Source organism: Pseudomonas sp. RIT-PI-a (assembly GCF_001187875.1).
GTDB classification, from domain to species: domain Bacteria; phylum Pseudomonadota; class Gammaproteobacteria; order Pseudomonadales; family Pseudomonadaceae; genus Aquipseudomonas; species Aquipseudomonas coleopterorum.
In genome coordinates, this window is record NZ_LGIR01000011.1 from 797,584 (window position 1) to 813,040 (window position 15,457).

Genomic DNA, 15,457 nt, shown 5'->3' on the forward strand with positions numbered 1-15,457 from the left:
GAATAATCAGCAGATGGCGAAGGCTTGAAGCAAGATTATTGTTATGGGGCGTCCATGCCCTGCAGCGGTGAATCAGTTGCTTTCGGCCACTTCGCAGATGCTCAGAATGGCCAGGATGTAGACGCGGACCATGTCCAGGTAATCGCGCTTGTGAACACGCTCGTCGGGCATCGTGTTGAACTTGCCACCAGGCCCGCAGACCACGCCCTGCATGCCCAGACGCTGGTAGAAATGCGCGGCATCGGTGCCGAAGTACGCCGGCGGGGTGATGATTCCGGTGGGCTGCGGTTCACCGCGCACCTGCTGATAGGCGGCGTTCACCGCCTTGACGATGGGCGAGTCGAGCGCCACTTCGAAAGGCGGCATCAGCGGCTGGTTGTCGCTGTCGTTGATCAGCTTGGCTTGCAGGCCCGGAAACTGTTCGCACAGGCGATCGAGCAGTCCTTGCAGGTCGGCGAGCACCGACTCGACGGTCTGCCCAGGGGTGTAGCGGGCTGAGCCGCGCAGACGCAGGAAGTCGGCGACCTGCGGCGGACGCCACTCTTCCAGGTCGCGACCCAGGGCGCCGTGGACCACACCGATGTGGCCGCGGTTGACCTGCTCGTGTTCCGGCGTGCGGGCGCCGCTGAAGGTGATGCCGTTGATCTGCGGAATGAGCTGCACCGCTGCAGTGATGACGTCCACCGCTTCTTCGCGCTTGGACAGGTGGCGGGTGTCGCCGGTCAGCTCGATGACGAACATCAGCGAGCCCACGTGCAGGGTCACCGCCTGCAGGTCGGTCGGTTCGCAGTTGATGAAGTAATCGGCTTTCACGCCTTGTTCGATCGCCGCGATGGTGCCGATCCCGCCTTGCAGCTCGCCGACCACATAGGTCAGGATCACGTCGCCCTTGAGCTTGACCCCGGCGTCTATCAAGGTTTTCAGCGCGCAGAAGTAGGCGGCATCACCGGCCTTCATGTTGGAGACGCCGATGCCATAGATGAACTCGTCATCGACCTTGCCGGCCCACGGGTCCACGGTCCAGCCTTCGGTGACTGGGTTGGTGTCCAGATGGCCATTGAACAACAGGCTGTGGCCACCACCGCCCTGACCCTTGAGCGTGCCAATGGCATTGAGGCGTTCGCCGGGTACCGGCATCAGCTCGCTGTGCAGCCCCAGCTCGCTCATCTGCCCAGCCATGTATTCGGCCAGCCGACGCTCCTCGGCAGTGGCGCTGTAGCTCTTGTGCTGCACCATGCGCGCAAGAAAGTCGAGGCAGTAGGCCTCATCGATGCTGTGGATCAGCGCATCAGGCGTCATCGAGTTGCTCCATTTCGGTGAGGGGCTGCGGCACTGCCTGGAGCAGGGCACGGGTGTAGGGGTGCCGGGACTGTTCGGCCATGTCCTGCGCGGGCAGGATTTCCAGCAGATCGCCGCGGTACATCACGGCGATGCGGTGAGCGATCTGGCGGATCAGGTTCAGGTCATGGGTGATGAACAGGTAGGCGGTGCCATGCTTGCGGCGCAGCTCCAGCAACAACTCGATCACCGTGGCCTGCACCGACACGTCCAGCGCGGCGGTGATCTCGTCGCAGATCACCAGCTCAGGTCGCGCCGCGAACGCGCGGGCGATCGCCACCCGCTGTTTCTGGCCGCCGGACAGGGCGTGTGGATAGCGATCGGCGAAATCCTCGGGCAGGCGGACCTCGCGCAGCAGTCGGGCGACGGCCTGGCGCTCGGTTTCTCCCTCGGGCAGGCCATAGAGCCGCAGCGGGCGAGCGAGAATCTGGCCGATGGTCTGACGCGGATTGAGCGAGGCGTCCGGGTGCTGAAAGATGATCTGCACCTTGCGCCGGTAGTCACGGCTCATGTCGGCGGCGCCCCGAATGTCGACGCCCTCGAACTGCACCTTTCCGGTGAATGGGGTCAGACCGGTCAAAGCCTTGGCCAAGGTCGACTTGCCCGAACCGGATTCGCCGATGATGCCGAGGATCTCGCCACGCGCCATGCTCAGGGTCATGTCCCGGGCAGCCAGGGAAGGCTCGGCGGCACGTCGCAACAGACCGTCGAGCAAACCAGGACGACCGTAACGCACGCTGAGTCCGTTGACGTGCAGCAGCGGCAGACTCGGCGCAACGGTTTCGCTTAGCAGACGCTTATCCGCAGCCGGCACGGCGGCTACCAGTCGTTGCGTGTACGCATCGCTGGGCGCGCTGAAGATCCGCGCACCGGCCGCCTGTTCAACGATGCGCCCCTGATTCAGGACGCAGACCCGATCCGCCACCCGCGATACCAGGGCCAGGTCGTGGGAAATGTACAGCGAGGCCACGCCGGTTTCCTCGCGCAGACGCCGGAACAGCTGCAGGATCTGTGCAGAGCTGATCACGTCAAGCGCCGTGGTTGGCTCGTCGAAGATCAGGCATTGCGGGCGACAGGCGAACGCCGTGGCGATGAGCACGCGCTGTTTTTCACCGCCGGAGGCTTCGTGGGGAAAGCGCTTCATCATTGCCGCCGGGTCTTTGAGATCGACATCGGCGAGCAGTTGCTCACCCAGGGCCCAGGCGTCCCGATAGCTCAGGTCGCGATGGCGGGTCAGCACTTCCACTACCTGTTCGCCCAGACTCAAAGTCGGGTTGAGCGACGCGCTCGGGTCCTGGAAGATCATTCCCAGGCGTCCGCCGCGTAACTGCTCGACCTGGCGTTGCGGCATCTGCAGCAGGTCTTCACCCTGCAGAATGATGCTGCCACCCACGTCGCGAGCGTTGCTCGCCAGGTAGCGCATGATGGCAAAGCCCAGGGTGGTCTTGCCCGAACCGGATTCGCCGACCAGGCCCACGACTTCACCGGCACCGACCTGGAAGTCGATGTTCTGCAAGACGTGGAGCGGGCCGCCTGGCAGCTGATAGTCGAGGCTGTAGTCAGCCACTTGCAACACGGCAGTCATTGGCGGTGCCCCTTGGGATTGAGGGCATCGCGCAAGCCATCGCCCAGCAGATTGAAACCAATCGCGATGATGGCGATGGCCAGGCCGGGCATGAGCATCATCCACGGCGCCTGAAAGAAATACCGTCTGGCCTCGGCCACCATCAGCCCCCATTCCGGCTGCGGCGGTTGCGCACCCAGGCCGAGGAAGCTGAGGGTGGCAAACAACATGATGGCGAACGCGACGCGGATAGTGGCCTCGACAATGATCGGCGCAACGATATTGGGCAGCATTTCCCGCACCACGATGTAGGCAGTGGATTCGCCGCGGGCAATGGCAGCGCTGACGTAGTCCTGACGGCGAGCGGCGAGGGCGACGCTGCGCGCGATCCGCGCCATGCCGGGGACGAAGGCGATAGTGATCGCCAGCACGGCGTTGAGGTCGCTTTTGCCCAGGGTGCTGACGATCAGCAGCGCGAACAGCAGGCTGGGGATCGACATTACGGCGTCCAGCGTGCGCATCAGCGCTTCATCGATACGCCCGCCCAGATAGCCGCTGGCCGTGCCGAGCAATGCGCCCAGCAGCATCGCCATCGCGGTGGCCAGCACCGACAGCGAAATGGTCGCGCGGGCTCCGATGAGCAGGCGGCTGAAAATGTCGCGCCCCAGCTGGTCGGTCCCCAGCCAATGCACCAGGCTGGGTGCCTTGTACCGGGCCAGGATGGAAATCGCTTCCGGGTCGTAGGGGGCCAGCGCCGGCCCGGCACAGACCAGCACGATCGCCAGCAGCAGAATGATGCTGCCCACCAGACCCTGCGGCGAGCTCAGCAGTCGGTAGATGATGTCACGCATATTGAATCCGCCGATCAAGGTAGGCATAGGTCAGGTCAGCGATGAAGTTGACCACGCAATAGGTCGCGGCGAGGATCAGCACACCGCCTTGAATGGCCGGCAGATCGCGGGCCGCGACTGCCACCAGCAGCTCCCGGCCGATGCCTGGAATGTTGAAGATTTCTTCCACCACGACGATGCCGCCCAGCAGATAGCCCACGTCCAGCGCGACGATGGTGATGGTCGGCAACAGGCCGTTGCGCAGCGCATGACGCAACAGCACCCGGCGCCGCGACAATCCCTTGAGCCGCGCCGCACGGATGTAGTCGGTCTCGAGCACGTCGATCATCTCGGAGCGCACCATCCGCGACACGTGAGCGACCATGATCATCGACACCGTGAGCGTGGGCAGGATCAGGTGCCGCAGGCCCTCGCCGAAGTTTTCCGAAAGCGGCACGTAACCGGTGGCCGGCAGCAGTTGCCAGACATCGGCGAACAGCAGCACCAACAGGGTTGCCGTGACGAACTCGGGCAGCGACACGCCGATGTAGGAGAACAGGGCAATGATCAGGTCCACCGGTCGCCCGCGCCGTACGGCGGCATGGATGCCCAGCGGAATGGCCACGGCCAGCATCAGCAGCAGAGAACATCCCGCCAGCAACAAGGAGCGGCCCAGCGCGTCCAGCAATGAACCCAGCACCGGTTGGCCGTTGCGCATCGACAGGCCCAGATCGCCTTGCAGCACGGCCATCAGCCAGTGGCCGAATTGCAGCCACGCCGGTTGGTCCAGCCCGAGCTTGGCGCGCAGGGCGGCGAGCGCTTCAGGCGTGGCGTTCTGGCCCAGCAGCGTCACGGCGGCATCGGCCGGCAGCAACTGGGTGATGGCGAACACCAGCAGCGAAACGATCAGCAGGGTATAGACGACCAGAAGCAAACGCTTGGTCAGGTAGGCAGCAGTCACAGGATTACCCTCGATTCATCCGCGCTTCGGGGCGCCTTCATCCAACCAGGCCTGGTCCAGGCGAAACACCGCGCCGCGAGGGTGCAATCGATAGCCTTGAACATAGTTGCGCTGGGCCGCCAGCACATCGAAGAAGGTCGGAATCAGCGATGGCACCTGCTCGTGCATCAGGCGCTGGGCCGTGCCGTACAGCGCCGCACGCTTGACCGGATCGTCCGTGCCCCGTGCAGCGGCCACGGCGACATCGAATTCGCTGTTGTTCCAGCGCGTTTCGTTCCAGGCGGCGTCCGAGGTGTAGAGCAGAGAAAACACCGCGTCGGCCGAAGGTTGCATGTTGTAGAAACCGACGTAGAAATTGCCTTTCTTCCAGACCTGATCCAGGTAGGTACTGTTGGCCATGGTCTCGACCTTGATATTGAACCCGGCTGGCTTGGCCATTTCCCGTACGGCGATGCCCAACTGGGTGCGCGTGGAGGGCTTATCGGAGGCAACCAAGGTGATGTCCAGGCCATCGGGATAGCCGGCGTCGGCCAACAGCTCCCGGGCCTTGGCGATATCGGCCTGACGCAGTTCGATATCGGCGTGGTAACGGTAAGCGGCATTGAGCGGTGTATCGTTGCCCGGCGTGCCAAAGCCTTCCGCCACGAAGTCCACCAGTGCCGCCCGATCGACACAGAGCGACAGCGCCTGGCGTACCCGCACGTCGTTGAACGGCTTCTGGTCGCAGGCCATGTTGATGTTGAGGAACTGCCCGGAAGGTGCACGCAGTCCGGTCACGCCGCTGGCTTGGCCAAGGCGGCTGAACTCGGTGGCCTGGGCTGACAGCATGAGATCGATGTCGCCGGACATCAGCGCAGAACTCTCCGCAGTCGGATCGGGATAGACACGGATTTCGACGCGATCCAGAAACGGACGCTCGTGGTCGTGGAACTGTTCGTTGCGAGTGACTACGACCAGCCGCTCGGGCTCGAACGAGGTCAGCTTGAACGGCCCTGTGCCCACGGCTTCGCGCGTCAGGCGGGCCATATCCCCCTGGACGATCGCCGCGGGCACGATCTTGGCGTCCGGGTAGGCCAGGCTGATGGGCAGGTCTGCGTAGGGCATGGTGGTGGTCAGCTTGACGTGAAGCTCGTCGATCGCTTCCACGGACTTGATCGGGCCGATGTTGCGCAGGCCGGGCGACGCGGTCTTGGGATCGAGGATCGCCTGCAGGCTGGCCACGACATCCCTGGATGTGCAGCGGCTGCCGTCGTGGAAAAGCAGGTTGTCGCGCAGGCTGAAGGTCCACTCGGTCAGCGCTTCGTTGTGGCTCCAGGACGTGGCCAGATCGGGCTCGGCCTGCATGTCGTGACTCAGGCGTGTAAGCCCGTTGTAGAGCAGTTCGCTGAGCAGGTACTCGGGATTGACCCGAGCCAGCAGCGGATTGAGCATGCCCACCGCCTGGTCGACGCTGATGCGCAACGTACCGCCCTTGCGCGCGGCGCCGGCGGCCCACAATGTGCTGGAGAACGGCAGCATGGCAGCGCCGGTGACGATGGCCGTAGTTGCAAGAAAGCGGCGACGGTTGAGCCGGAAAACGGTAGTCATGGCGATACTTCACTTAGCAAAGAGATTGTGGGGCAGCTAGGTAAAAAGTGCCGATGACCGATCTTGATGCCAGTCTTCGGTGGTCGCTTGGGGTTAGCCTGTTGCGGCGGTCCCAGGGGTGAAGTCTGCAGCCAGGTAGACCAGGATCGACTTGGCCAGGGCGACCAGATCTTCGCGGGTCGTGTATTCGTCGCTGGCATGAATGCGGCTGTGCGGGCGAATCAGGCCGCCCAACAAAATCTCCTGGATACCGGCCTGTTGCACCCAGCCCATATCCGAGCTGCTGCTGGAGCCATAGCACTGAAACTGCTCGTCGGTGAAACCGAAACCCACGCCCAGTGCGGCTTGCCAGCGCGGCCAATGAGGACCGGTCGGGTCCGCAACCGGCGCTAGATGGCCGATCACTTCAGCTTCCACCGCGAGTGCCGCGCTTCCGGCCATGGCGGTGTCGATGCAATGGTGCAGTTCTGCCAGCACCTGATCGAAGGGTTCTTGCGGAGCGTAGCGACGGTTGATCAGCACCTCGAACTGCGCTGGAACGGTAGAGCCTTTGCTACCGCCATGGGCCGCGGCCAAGGTCATGCGCGAAATCAGAGGTGCACCGTTGTAATGGGGCGGCGCCGGCATCGGCCATGCCCGCTGTTCCACCTGCTGCTTGAGTGCGTACAAGGCATTGAGCAGGGGCAGGCTTTCCTCGATGGCGTTGATGGCATCGACCGGTTCACCGGAGTGCGAAGAGCGACCCTTGACCGTGATCTTCAGGTCGACACTGCCAAAGCACCCAGCCCAGATCCTCGGCGCGGCACCGCCGTTGAAACTCAGGATATGGCCCTCGACCAGGCGTTGTTCGGCCAGGTAGCGGATACCCGGATAAAGACCGCCTTCCTCATCAGTGCACAGCAGCAGGGAAGGGCAGTAGCGCAGCGGCAGGTCGAAACGTGCCGCCGCACGCAAGGCACTCAAGGTGGCGGCAATGCTGCCTTTCATATCGGCCGTGCCGCGCCCGATCAGCTTGCCGTCAGCTTCGGTCAGCTGCAGAGGAGGGTGGTTCCAGCCGTCACCGGCCGGCACTGTGTCGACATGGAAATACAGGCTGCAGACCTCTTGGTCTCCAGGATGTCGGGCAATCAGATTGATGCGTTCGCCATGGGCCTCGCCGCTGCGGGTCTGCCACAGAGCTTCGGGTACCGAAACCCGTGTCGCCTGCAAGCCAAGCGGCGCAGTCAGGGTTTCCATCAAGTCGGCGAAGGCGCCGTAGCCTGCGCCCGGCGGGAAGCAGGTATCGACCGCGATCATGCGTTGCAGATCGTCGATCAGCCCATCATGATCCGTCTCGATCGATTCGAGTGCCTGCTCAAGTGCCGTATTCATCGTCATTTTGAGTCTCGCCGTATTTCTATATAGTTTATAGTTAAACACCACCGCATGGCCCGTCAAGGAAAAACGATGACCAACAGCAATGCACCGGCTGCCGACGCCAGCTTTGCCCGACTGAGCGAACAGGACAGCGCACCGCTTTATGAGGTGGTGAAGCGGCGCGTCTCAGAGGCGATCCTGCTAGGGGAGTGGGCGAGTGGCACAGTGATCCCCAGTGAGAACGCATTGGCCGCAGACTTCGGCGTATCGGTAGGCACCGTGCGCCGCGCACTGGCCGAACTGGTGACAGAAGGCATGCTGATGCGCCGTCGCAAGACCGGTACCGTCGTCACCGGCTGGGCGCCGCTGCACAACCTGCGCTATTTCTTCCAGTACTTCCGGCTGCATAACAAGGAAGGCGCACTGCTGAAATCCAGCACCTCCTTGCTCGACTACCAGACAGGCAAGGCCACGGCGGAGGAGGCCGACAAACTGCTCATCGATCCTGCCAGTCCCGTTTACCGTCTGCATCGACTGCGCACCATCGGCGGCGTTGCCGCCATGCACGAACATTTCACGGTAGTGGCAAGCAAAGTCCCGGACTTCCCCGGGCCGGAAGCCTTTCCCGAACTCTTGTATCGCCACTTGCTCGAACACTACGGCATACGCGTAGCGGCGGTGCGCGAACAGCTGACCGCCGGCCTGGCCACGGCAGAGGACTGCAAGCTGCTGAAGCTGGAGGCGCCCCATGCCGTGATGGTCATCGACGCCATATCCTTCGACCAGACGGCAACGCCAGTGATGATCACGCACCAGCGCGCGAGTACGGAGCACTTCATGTATGTGAACGAAATTCGGTGATCAGGGCGTTAAAGGAAAGCGTGCTGTGCGTGTGACTTCGGGGCAGGCGGGTGGAGCTCGTGGAAGGGCTTCACTAGTAACTCTACTAAATGCTTATTTAGTAGAGTTATCGTTTTTTTCGGAGAGTTTTGAGCGGTGATAGGGGATTTTCGCTTCAGTTTAAGAGCGTCACTCACGCGTTGACTAGGTACGCTTGATTCGTGTCGTCACGTTGTAAGTTTTGCCTGTGGAACCGCGTATTGGTTGATGGCTACGCTGTGCTGATTGAGAAATACGAGCTCTGCCGCCGTGAATGGCTCGCCAGCACCGCAGAACCCGATCTCCAGTCAATGTGGCATGGGTAGGTAGCGACATGGAATACGACGACAACTGGTTGAAGATGCCGCGCTTGCGCTGTTGGCAACCTACAGCTCCGATACAGGCAATGCATAGAAAGGGTTCGACTTCGAAATCATGAACCGACTGCATGCGTCCGGGTTAATTAGTGATCCGGTCAACAAGAACAAATCTGTCTGGGTGACAGATGAAGGACTGGCCCGAGGTCGACAGATAGCCGACCGCTTGTTCGGTATGAGAACTCCAACGGACCGGAGATCTGAATCCGATAGCTGACCGCATACTCCCCAATAGGTTGGACAGGTTTGTGGATTAATCGGGTTTTGAGTTATCGGAGATCTCGCCCAGATTTACGATCGCCGAAGGCGTGATAACACCTGGTATGCCCAAGTCATGATTGACTGGCCAGCCAACGGGCAGCTTTAGCGCTGCGGCTGCAAGACGTGAATCTTGACGAGGATGATTAACAGCTTTCGAAACGTACTTGACGCTACGCAGGTCCCAAGCGCTTGACGTGGGATGGACAGAGGCTGAGCAGATGCTCCCACGAATCGATGGGCACAGCGGGCGATGAGTACTCGAGTGTTTATGATGCGTATGAGAGTGAGGTTACCGGAGGACCAGGATCGTCTGGTACAGCAACGAAGCCTGGAGACCGGGGGCAACCCTGCCATGCGGATCGCGTATCATAAAGTTACGCATAATGTATATTATGTTAAATAAAATGCCATGCTAGATATTTCCATCAGCACCTAGCCGCTTTCACCCACCTATAATACTTCTGCCTTCGGCCTCACGGCCTGCGCGCTCAGTCACAGCCGTGCTGCGAATGATGACCTTCTACTAGCGCCATGAGTGCTTATGCTACAGCAGCCTGCACGCGCAGCTGGGTTGATTAGAAAACTGAAGATAGAAACTCGGCAATGTACACGAAGGTACGAATACCCGCCTTGTGGAGTCTGAACGCTTGCTCACACAGCCTCCAACGCTGCCTCTTCTTCGTGTGCAATGGTTTCTTCGACTGCCAACTGATGTCGCGTCCACTCAGCAGCGACCGCTGGATTTTCACGAATCTGCTCTTCGATCCGCAGGGTTTCGCGATATTCGAGTGCCTGCGCAACCATCGTCCACTGAGTTTCGACATTTAGTGATTCAAGCTCTTTGCGAATCGACGGTAGGTCAATTCGGAAGAACTCCTTGCGAGGATTCACTTTGTTGACCTGCTCCCTTAGGAAATGGCGATGCAGCTGCTTTTCCAAGCCTGGCGCATCATCACTGAAAATCATCGCGTGTATATCAAACTCAAATGGGACGCTGGCGTCGCCCAGCTCACGAACACGATCTAGTGGTTCGAGACGGCGAGTCATACCAATCTTGAATATCTCCTCTCCGAACGATCCTGTATTGGAGATCACATACACGTGGCCTGCCCGCGTTTGCTGGGCCATCGACAGAGCTCGTTTGTTTTTCTCTTCAGCTGCTTTCAGTTGGTCTTGGAGCGAAGCTAGGCGAGCTTCAAACTTGGCGCGTTCTGCAGCGTTAGCTGCGGCTACCTGCTCTTGGGCCTTTTCCAAAGCACTACGCAGTGTCGTTTCTTCCTTGGCAGCGTCTTTAATGGCACGTTCGTATTCACGACGGGCCTTCTCTTCTTCGCGCATTTGTTCGCGTAGCTGTCGCTGCTCTTCGCGCTCCTGATCCTTCAAAAGCCTGGCGGTCACTCCCCAACGCAACTCTTCAAGGCGTGCTCTGAGGTACTCATCATTCACTCGGGCATTTCGGAAAGGAGCGCCCAACTGGTTGACCACTGCGGCTGCGTCGAGGATTTCCTGCTCAAGCTTGCCGTGGTTGTCTGATTTGGAGCGAGACAGAATGGAGTCAACTTTGCCGTTAAAGGCATCAGCCACAAATCGAATTGCAGTTTCACGGCGATTCGCTTCGGCGTAATCACAGCTAGCCGCCCTGCCCGTCTTCACCAAAACCTTGGTAAGTTCGCGGGCTTCTTTGAGCTTCTGCCCAGCCTCAATGAATCCGAACTCCTCAGCTAGGTCGTCCAAGAGGTGGTAGGTAGGGACAATGTAAGCATCACCATAGCCTTCGATGATGTTCTTCATGGCCTTGGCAGCATTGGCATACTGCTTCGCTTTACCCATAGCCTCCATAGCATCGCCGGCGATCTCCTGGGCACGCTCGTTCGCGGTCGCTACAATTTTGTCGGCGTCAGCGATAGCTTTAGCCAAGCGAGTCTCGGCCTGATCGACTCGGGACTGGGCAAGCTGAAGCAGGCGGTTACGCTCAGAGCTCGCTGTAGTTGAAAGCCGTGCGGCCTCTGCCTCAACATCAACGATATCTTTGAAGCGTTCAAGCTCCCGGGTTCGTAGCTGAAGCTGTTTCCGAAGTTCGCTGACCTCGTCCTCAGTTTTGTCGAGGTCGTTTTTCCTCGCATTAAGCTCAAGAGTCAGTTGAGCTACCTTGCCATTGGCTTTGGTGCTTCTAATCAAAAGCACGACTGTGGCTATGCCTGCAATGAGGGCAATGAGTTCCATGTGAGATCGTCCCTTCTATAGGAACAAGTGTTCCTACAGCACTACGTTGGTTGAGGGTATGGTTTATTCAAAGGGGGGCCGACAAATAACCTATTGAACGCCTAGTGATCACCAGCGCGCTCGGGCAGCTTCTTAGGGCTGAGCACCTTGGATTTCCCCAAGTCTTATTTGGTAACCCTGACCAAGCTACGTAACGGTTTCAGTCTCAACCGTTTGAACGATCTGGCCTTTTGCACTCTTGGTGACCGGGATGCTTTCGCTATAGGCAGTTTGTATATAACCAGAGATGGCTGTGATGGACAGCAGGACAAGTCGAGCGCTGAATTTCATCTTGGATTCCGTTTCCAAAGTTAAGTGGCTCAGCATACAAGCGAGCATGGCCAATCGCCAGATCGCTCGTAGCGGCTGGCAATTATTAGTGCGATACGATCAGCGAAGGGTATCAGGAAATCACTCCTTCACAAGCCTCCAAACGTAACAACCCTTCATTCGCTGCAGCATCCGTCGTCACCACCAGGCGAATGTATGGCGGTGATGATCAGCTCAGATTTGAGCGCCTCAGCTAGCTAGCTACTCTGGCCTATGCTTGCTGCGGTCCCCAATGCGCCCCTGACAAACGCCTTGTTGTAGTGGTCAACCAACCCCGGACACGGCGTTAAGTTTTTCCTCGCCACCCGCAGGCGCCAAGCCTAGATTGAAATAATGCGGCCGGCGCCATTTTTTGCCGCTCCACCAAGTCAGGCTGTTCGACCAAACCCCGGAATCCCCAACCCCAAACTCTCCCGCAACGTCGTCCCCTCGTAAGCCGTGCGGTACACCCCGCGCTCTTGCAGCAACGGAACAACCTCCTGAGTGAAGCGCTTCAACTGCGATGGGTGCCCAATGTAGATATTAAACCCATCCACCGCCCGAGCCTCGAACCAGTCCGCCATCTTTCGAGCGACCGTTTCTGCTGATCCCACGAATGCACCCGGCCGCAACTGCCGGCCGAATTCCACGGCTTGGCGCAGCGTGAATCCTTTTTCCCAGGCTTGATCGGCGATCCGTTTGGCGGCCGTGAAGAAGCTGCTGCGCGCGGCTTCGAGGCTTTCCTGTGGGAAAGGTGCATCAACATCGTACTGGCTGAAGTCGTGCCAGCCGAAGTTGCGACCGAACTCCTTGAGTGCAAGCTCGAAGCTGTGGTCGACCTCATGGTAGTGCCGCTCGATTTCACGCGCGTGGTCGTCGGTGTCGCCGACATGGATTTCAGCGCCTGGCATGACCAACAGCTGCTCGGGATCTCGCCCCAGGCGCTCCGCCCTCCCCTTGATATCGCGATAGAACGCCTGGCCCTGCTCGATGCTGGCCGCATGGGTGAATACGACGTCGGCGGTGGCGGCGCCGAGGTCGCGTCCTTGCTCGGAATCACCGGCCTGGAAAATAACGGGCTGTCCCTGCGGGGAGCGCTGGATGTTCAACGGGCCGACCACGGAAAAATGTTCACCCGTATGGTTGAGCGCATGCAGCTTGCTCGCGTCGAGAAACTGCCCAGTCTGCCGATCGCGTACGAAGGCATCTTCCTCGTAGGAATTCCACAGTCCCTGGACGACCCGCACATGCTCTGCAGCCCGGCTGTATCGGGTGTCGTAGTCGAAATGTTCGTCCCTGCTGTAATTTCCTGCGGTACCTGCATCGCCACTGGTGACCACGTTCCACCCCGCCCGTCCCTTGCTGATCAGATCGAGCGACGCGAGTCGACGCGCGACGTTGTAAGGCGAGTTGTAGGAAGTGGTGAGCGTGCCCACCAAGCCCAGATGTCGGGTGGTGACCGCGAGCGCGGATAGAAGCGTCAGGGGTTCCAGCCGATTGAGATAGTGCGAGGGAGAGCCTGGCGTGATGAACTGGCTGTCGACGATGAACATCAGGTCAAACAGCGCGGCCTCTGCCTGTTGCGCGATGTCGATGTACCAATCGACGTTCACACTGGCGTCAGCCGGCAACTCGGGGTCGAGCCAGAGGTTGTGCCGGCCCGGGCCGCCGCAGCCCATTGTCAGAGCACCGAGTTTGAGCTTTCGTGACGTCATGTTGGTCGTGTTCCTTGCGAGTAGGTAAAAGCCTGGGATGCTGTCAGCCGGTTCAGGGTTGAGCTTTTGCCACAGCGGGCTGGAGCGACGCTGCGAAGGAATCATCGAACAGACTCGCCGCCGGGTAGGCCTTGACCAGGCCCAGGCTGGCGAAGAAGTCCACGGTCTTCTGGGCCTGGAGGGGGGCTTGTGGGCTCAGCGGCTCGATGGTGGTTCGCGCACGGGCAAACCAGGCTCGTGAGATGTCGGCGTTCGCGCGGGTGCGCTTTGACCAGGCGTCGGCATAGGCGTCCGTGTTGGCAGGATTTTGCAGTGTCCAGTCGCGAGCCTTCTTCAATCGCTGCAGGAAATCGCTGATCAGTGCACGCTTGGGATCGATGGCCTTGGCGTTGGCGGCAATGAAACTTTGCGCAGGAATCAGCCCGTCTGCCGTCGCCAGGATGCGCGCGCCCTGCCTTTCCTGCTGGGTGACGTAAGGTTCCCAGGTGGCGATCACGTCCACTGAACCACCGTCCAAGGCATGAGAGGCGTCCAGGGCGCTGAGATAGCGAAGGTCAAGCGAGTCTCTCGGAACGCCCGCTTTATCCAGCGCAGTGAATAACAACTGCTGGCTCCAGGAGCCTTTCCAGATCGCGGCGCGCTTGCCTTTGAGATCTTCGATACTGCGTATCGGTGAGTCCTTGCTTACCAGGATGGCAACGCCATCAAGGCTCTGGCGACCTACCGCAATCACCTTGATCGGCGCACCCAGGGCGCCCAGAAACAGAGCAGGCGCGTCACCGAGCAAGCCGATATCCAGACTGCCGACGTTCAGGGCCTCTGCAACGGGCGATCCTGCTGTGAATTGTTTCCACTCAAGGGTGTAAGGCAGGTCATTCAGCACGCCTGCCGCTTCCATGACAGCTTGTGCGTTATAGCTCTGGTCTCCCACTACCAGCGTCTGCGCGCTCGCCGAAAGGCAGAGCAAGGACGTGGCTACTCCGATCGCCAGTTTCTTCAGGTAACGCACGGTTGTCTCCAAAGCCCATTCAGGACGGTGAGGATCGATCCGCGGGTACGGTCTCGGGGAATTTAGGATGTGGTCAGCAGCGAGGCCGCCAGCGCTTCGAGAGGAGAACTCCCATGGACGCTGCGACAAGATAGAGACGCTCGGGCAAGAGGTGAAATACCCAATGCGCATAATCCTATTACTAAAGATGCGTTGTGCGCATTTTCGGGCGAAGGCGAGAGATGTTTGATAGAGAAGGCAGGACAGCATCATTCCCTTGCTGCTCATGCCGATCTGCTTATTAACATCTGACAAAGTCGAGATAGAATCGCGCACTCAAAACAGGGAAGCAGCGAACACATGGACGTCATTCAGCAGCTACAACCACTGCTCAACAGCAGTTACAGCATTTTCGTTGCAGCCGCAGCCACGCTGGCAGTGCTTCTGAAGATTGCATCTCACATCATCAAGGCAATGGACTGGCACGATAAGCACTTCGTCCGCAAACGCTTGTCCCGCCTCAGAGACATTCGATCGGGTGCGACCAACACGAGGCTCATTCGATATCTGGATGACGCTACGGAGCTTGAACTGTTTCGAATCGCCTCCGGCGTCAGCACTAGCCGCTCGAAGATGGAGTACCTGCTCGAGCTGGATGAAACTGGGCGGTGGAACCGCATGCAGCTGCGAAGCCTTTCAAAGTTTCTGGCGATGCAGCCTGGTAGCGAGACTCCAGTCTTGTCGGTGACCTCCTTGGATAAATTGAGCGCCTGGACGGGTGGTATCAGTACACTTCTCACTCTGTTGTTGGGCGTCGGGTGTATGACTCTGATGGCCAGTACCGGTGTGCCTCTCATGTGGATTTTCGGGCTATTGCTGTTTGGATTGGCAATTCTGCTCGCAAGGTATTTGGCGACCGACTGTATCGACTACCTTATCGTGACACGGGCGCAGCGATACCTGAACTTGCAAGCCCAGATGACGGAGACTGATCAGTGATCATTGCCCGATCAGAGAACCACTGGGTTGC

11 protein-coding genes and 1 pseudogene are annotated in these 15,457 nt (G+C 59.7%); 3 read left to right on the forward strand and 9 right to left on the reverse strand.

The genetic code is table 11. The features are described 5' to 3' along the window. Window positions 1-72 precede the first annotated feature (72 nt). The 6 genes from AC788_RS05860 to AC788_RS05885 form a co-directional block, all read right to left on the reverse strand. Entirely contained in the window at window positions 73-1,299 is a 1,227-nt protein-coding gene (locus AC788_RS05860; RefSeq protein WP_049859651.1) for a M20 family metallopeptidase, read from the reverse strand. Continuing rightward, complete coding sequence (locus AC788_RS05865) at window positions 1,289-2,923, reverse strand: dipeptide ABC transporter ATP-binding protein (RefSeq protein ID WP_049859652.1); 1,635 nt, start codon at window positions 2,921-2,923, stop codon at window positions 1,289-1,291. The genes AC788_RS05860 and AC788_RS05865 overlap by 11 nt, the downstream gene beginning before the upstream one ends. Continuing rightward, window positions 2,920-3,753 (reverse strand): ABC transporter permease, encoded by an 834-nt coding sequence (locus tag AC788_RS05870; RefSeq protein ID WP_049859653.1) that lies wholly within the window; start codon window positions 3,751-3,753, stop codon window positions 2,920-2,922. Before AC788_RS05870 ends, AC788_RS05865 begins: the two co-directional genes overlap by 4 nt. Continuing rightward, window positions 3,746-4,693: an ABC transporter permease gene (locus AC788_RS05875; protein ID WP_049859654.1), complete on the reverse strand. Its 948-nt coding sequence runs from the start codon at window positions 4,691-4,693 to the stop codon at window positions 3,746-3,748. Before AC788_RS05875 ends, AC788_RS05870 begins: the two co-directional genes overlap by 8 nt. Before the next feature lie 15 nt (window positions 4,694-4,708). Further along, window positions 4,709-6,280, reverse strand: a complete 1,572-nt coding sequence (locus AC788_RS05880; protein WP_049859655.1) for an ABC transporter substrate-binding protein — start codon at window positions 6,278-6,280, stop codon at window positions 4,709-4,711. 93 nt (window positions 6,281-6,373) lie between these two features. Continuing rightward, entirely contained in the window at window positions 6,374-7,657 is a 1,284-nt protein-coding gene (locus tag AC788_RS05885; RefSeq protein WP_049859656.1) for a M20 family metallopeptidase, read from the reverse strand. Between the two features lie 69 nt (window positions 7,658-7,726). On the opposite strand from AC788_RS05885, the gene AC788_RS05890 reads away from it, so the two are divergent. Beyond that, the gene (locus tag AC788_RS05890) at window positions 7,727-8,497 is read left to right on the forward strand and encodes a GntR family transcriptional regulator (protein WP_049859660.1); all 771 of its coding nucleotides are present in this window, start codon (window positions 7,727-7,729) and stop codon (window positions 8,495-8,497) included. A 444-nt stretch (window positions 8,498-8,941) separates the two neighbouring features. Further along, a pseudogene (locus AC788_RS22190) lies at window positions 8,942-9,109 on the forward strand (DUF6429 family protein); the annotation flags it as partial. A gap of 695 nt (window positions 9,110-9,804) precedes the next feature. Here the strand turns inward: AC788_RS22190 and AC788_RS05895 are convergent. The 3 genes from AC788_RS05895 to AC788_RS05910 all read right to left on the reverse strand — a co-directional run bounded on the left by AC788_RS05895 (window position 9,805) and on the right by AC788_RS05910 (window position 14,448). After that, complete coding sequence (locus AC788_RS05895; protein ID WP_049859662.1) at window positions 9,805-11,376, reverse strand: DUF4041 domain-containing protein; 1,572 nt, start codon at window positions 11,374-11,376, stop codon at window positions 9,805-9,807. A gap of 737 nt (window positions 11,377-12,113) precedes the next feature. After that, window positions 12,114-13,439 (reverse strand): LLM class flavin-dependent oxidoreductase, encoded by a 1,326-nt coding sequence (locus AC788_RS05905; RefSeq protein WP_049859667.1) that lies wholly within the window; start codon window positions 13,437-13,439, stop codon window positions 12,114-12,116. A gap of 52 nt (window positions 13,440-13,491) precedes the next feature. Next, a complete protein-coding gene (locus tag AC788_RS05910; RefSeq protein WP_049859668.1) occupies window positions 13,492-14,448 on the reverse strand; it encodes an ABC transporter substrate-binding protein in 957 nt (318 codons plus the stop codon). A 339-nt stretch (window positions 14,449-14,787) separates the two neighbouring features. Here AC788_RS05910 and AC788_RS05915 point away from each other — a divergent pair, with 339 nt between their 5' ends. After that, window positions 14,788-15,426, forward strand: coding sequence for a hypothetical protein (locus AC788_RS05915; RefSeq protein ID WP_049859670.1), 639 nt, complete (start codon window positions 14,788-14,790; stop codon window positions 15,424-15,426). Window positions 15,427-15,457: the final 31 nt, after the last annotated feature.

What these genes read in the sequence shown, in the direction of transcription:
- AC788_RS05890 (WP_049859660.1), top strand. Translation starts at nt 7,727, where the DNA reads ATGACCAACAGCAATGCACCGGCTGCCGACGCCAGCTTTGCCCGACTG.
- AC788_RS05895 (WP_049859662.1), bottom strand. Translation starts at nt 11,376, where the DNA reads ATGGAACTCATTGCCCTCATTGCAGGCATAGCCACAGTCGTGCTTTTG.
- AC788_RS05915 (WP_049859670.1), top strand. Translation starts at nt 14,788, where the DNA reads ATGGACGTCATTCAGCAGCTACAACCACTGCTCAACAGCAGTTACAGC.
- AC788_RS05880 (WP_049859655.1), bottom strand. Translation starts at nt 6,280, where the DNA reads ATGACTACCGTTTTCCGGCTCAACCGTCGCCGCTTTCTTGCAACTACG.
- AC788_RS05870 (WP_049859653.1), bottom strand. Translation starts at nt 3,753, where the DNA reads ATGCGTGACATCATCTACCGACTGCTGAGCTCGCCGCAGGGTCTGGTG.
- AC788_RS05860 (WP_049859651.1), bottom strand. Translation starts at nt 1,299, where the DNA reads ATGACGCCTGATGCGCTGATCCACAGCATCGATGAGGCCTACTGCCTC.
- AC788_RS05905 (WP_049859667.1), bottom strand. Translation starts at nt 13,439, where the DNA reads ATGACGTCACGAAAGCTCAAACTCGGTGCTCTGACAATGGGCTGCGGC.
- AC788_RS05885 (WP_049859656.1), bottom strand. Translation starts at nt 7,657, where the DNA reads ATGACGATGAATACGGCACTTGAGCAGGCACTCGAATCGATCGAGACG.
- AC788_RS05865 (WP_049859652.1), bottom strand. Translation starts at nt 2,923, where the DNA reads ATGACTGCCGTGTTGCAAGTGGCTGACTACAGCCTCGACTATCAGCTG.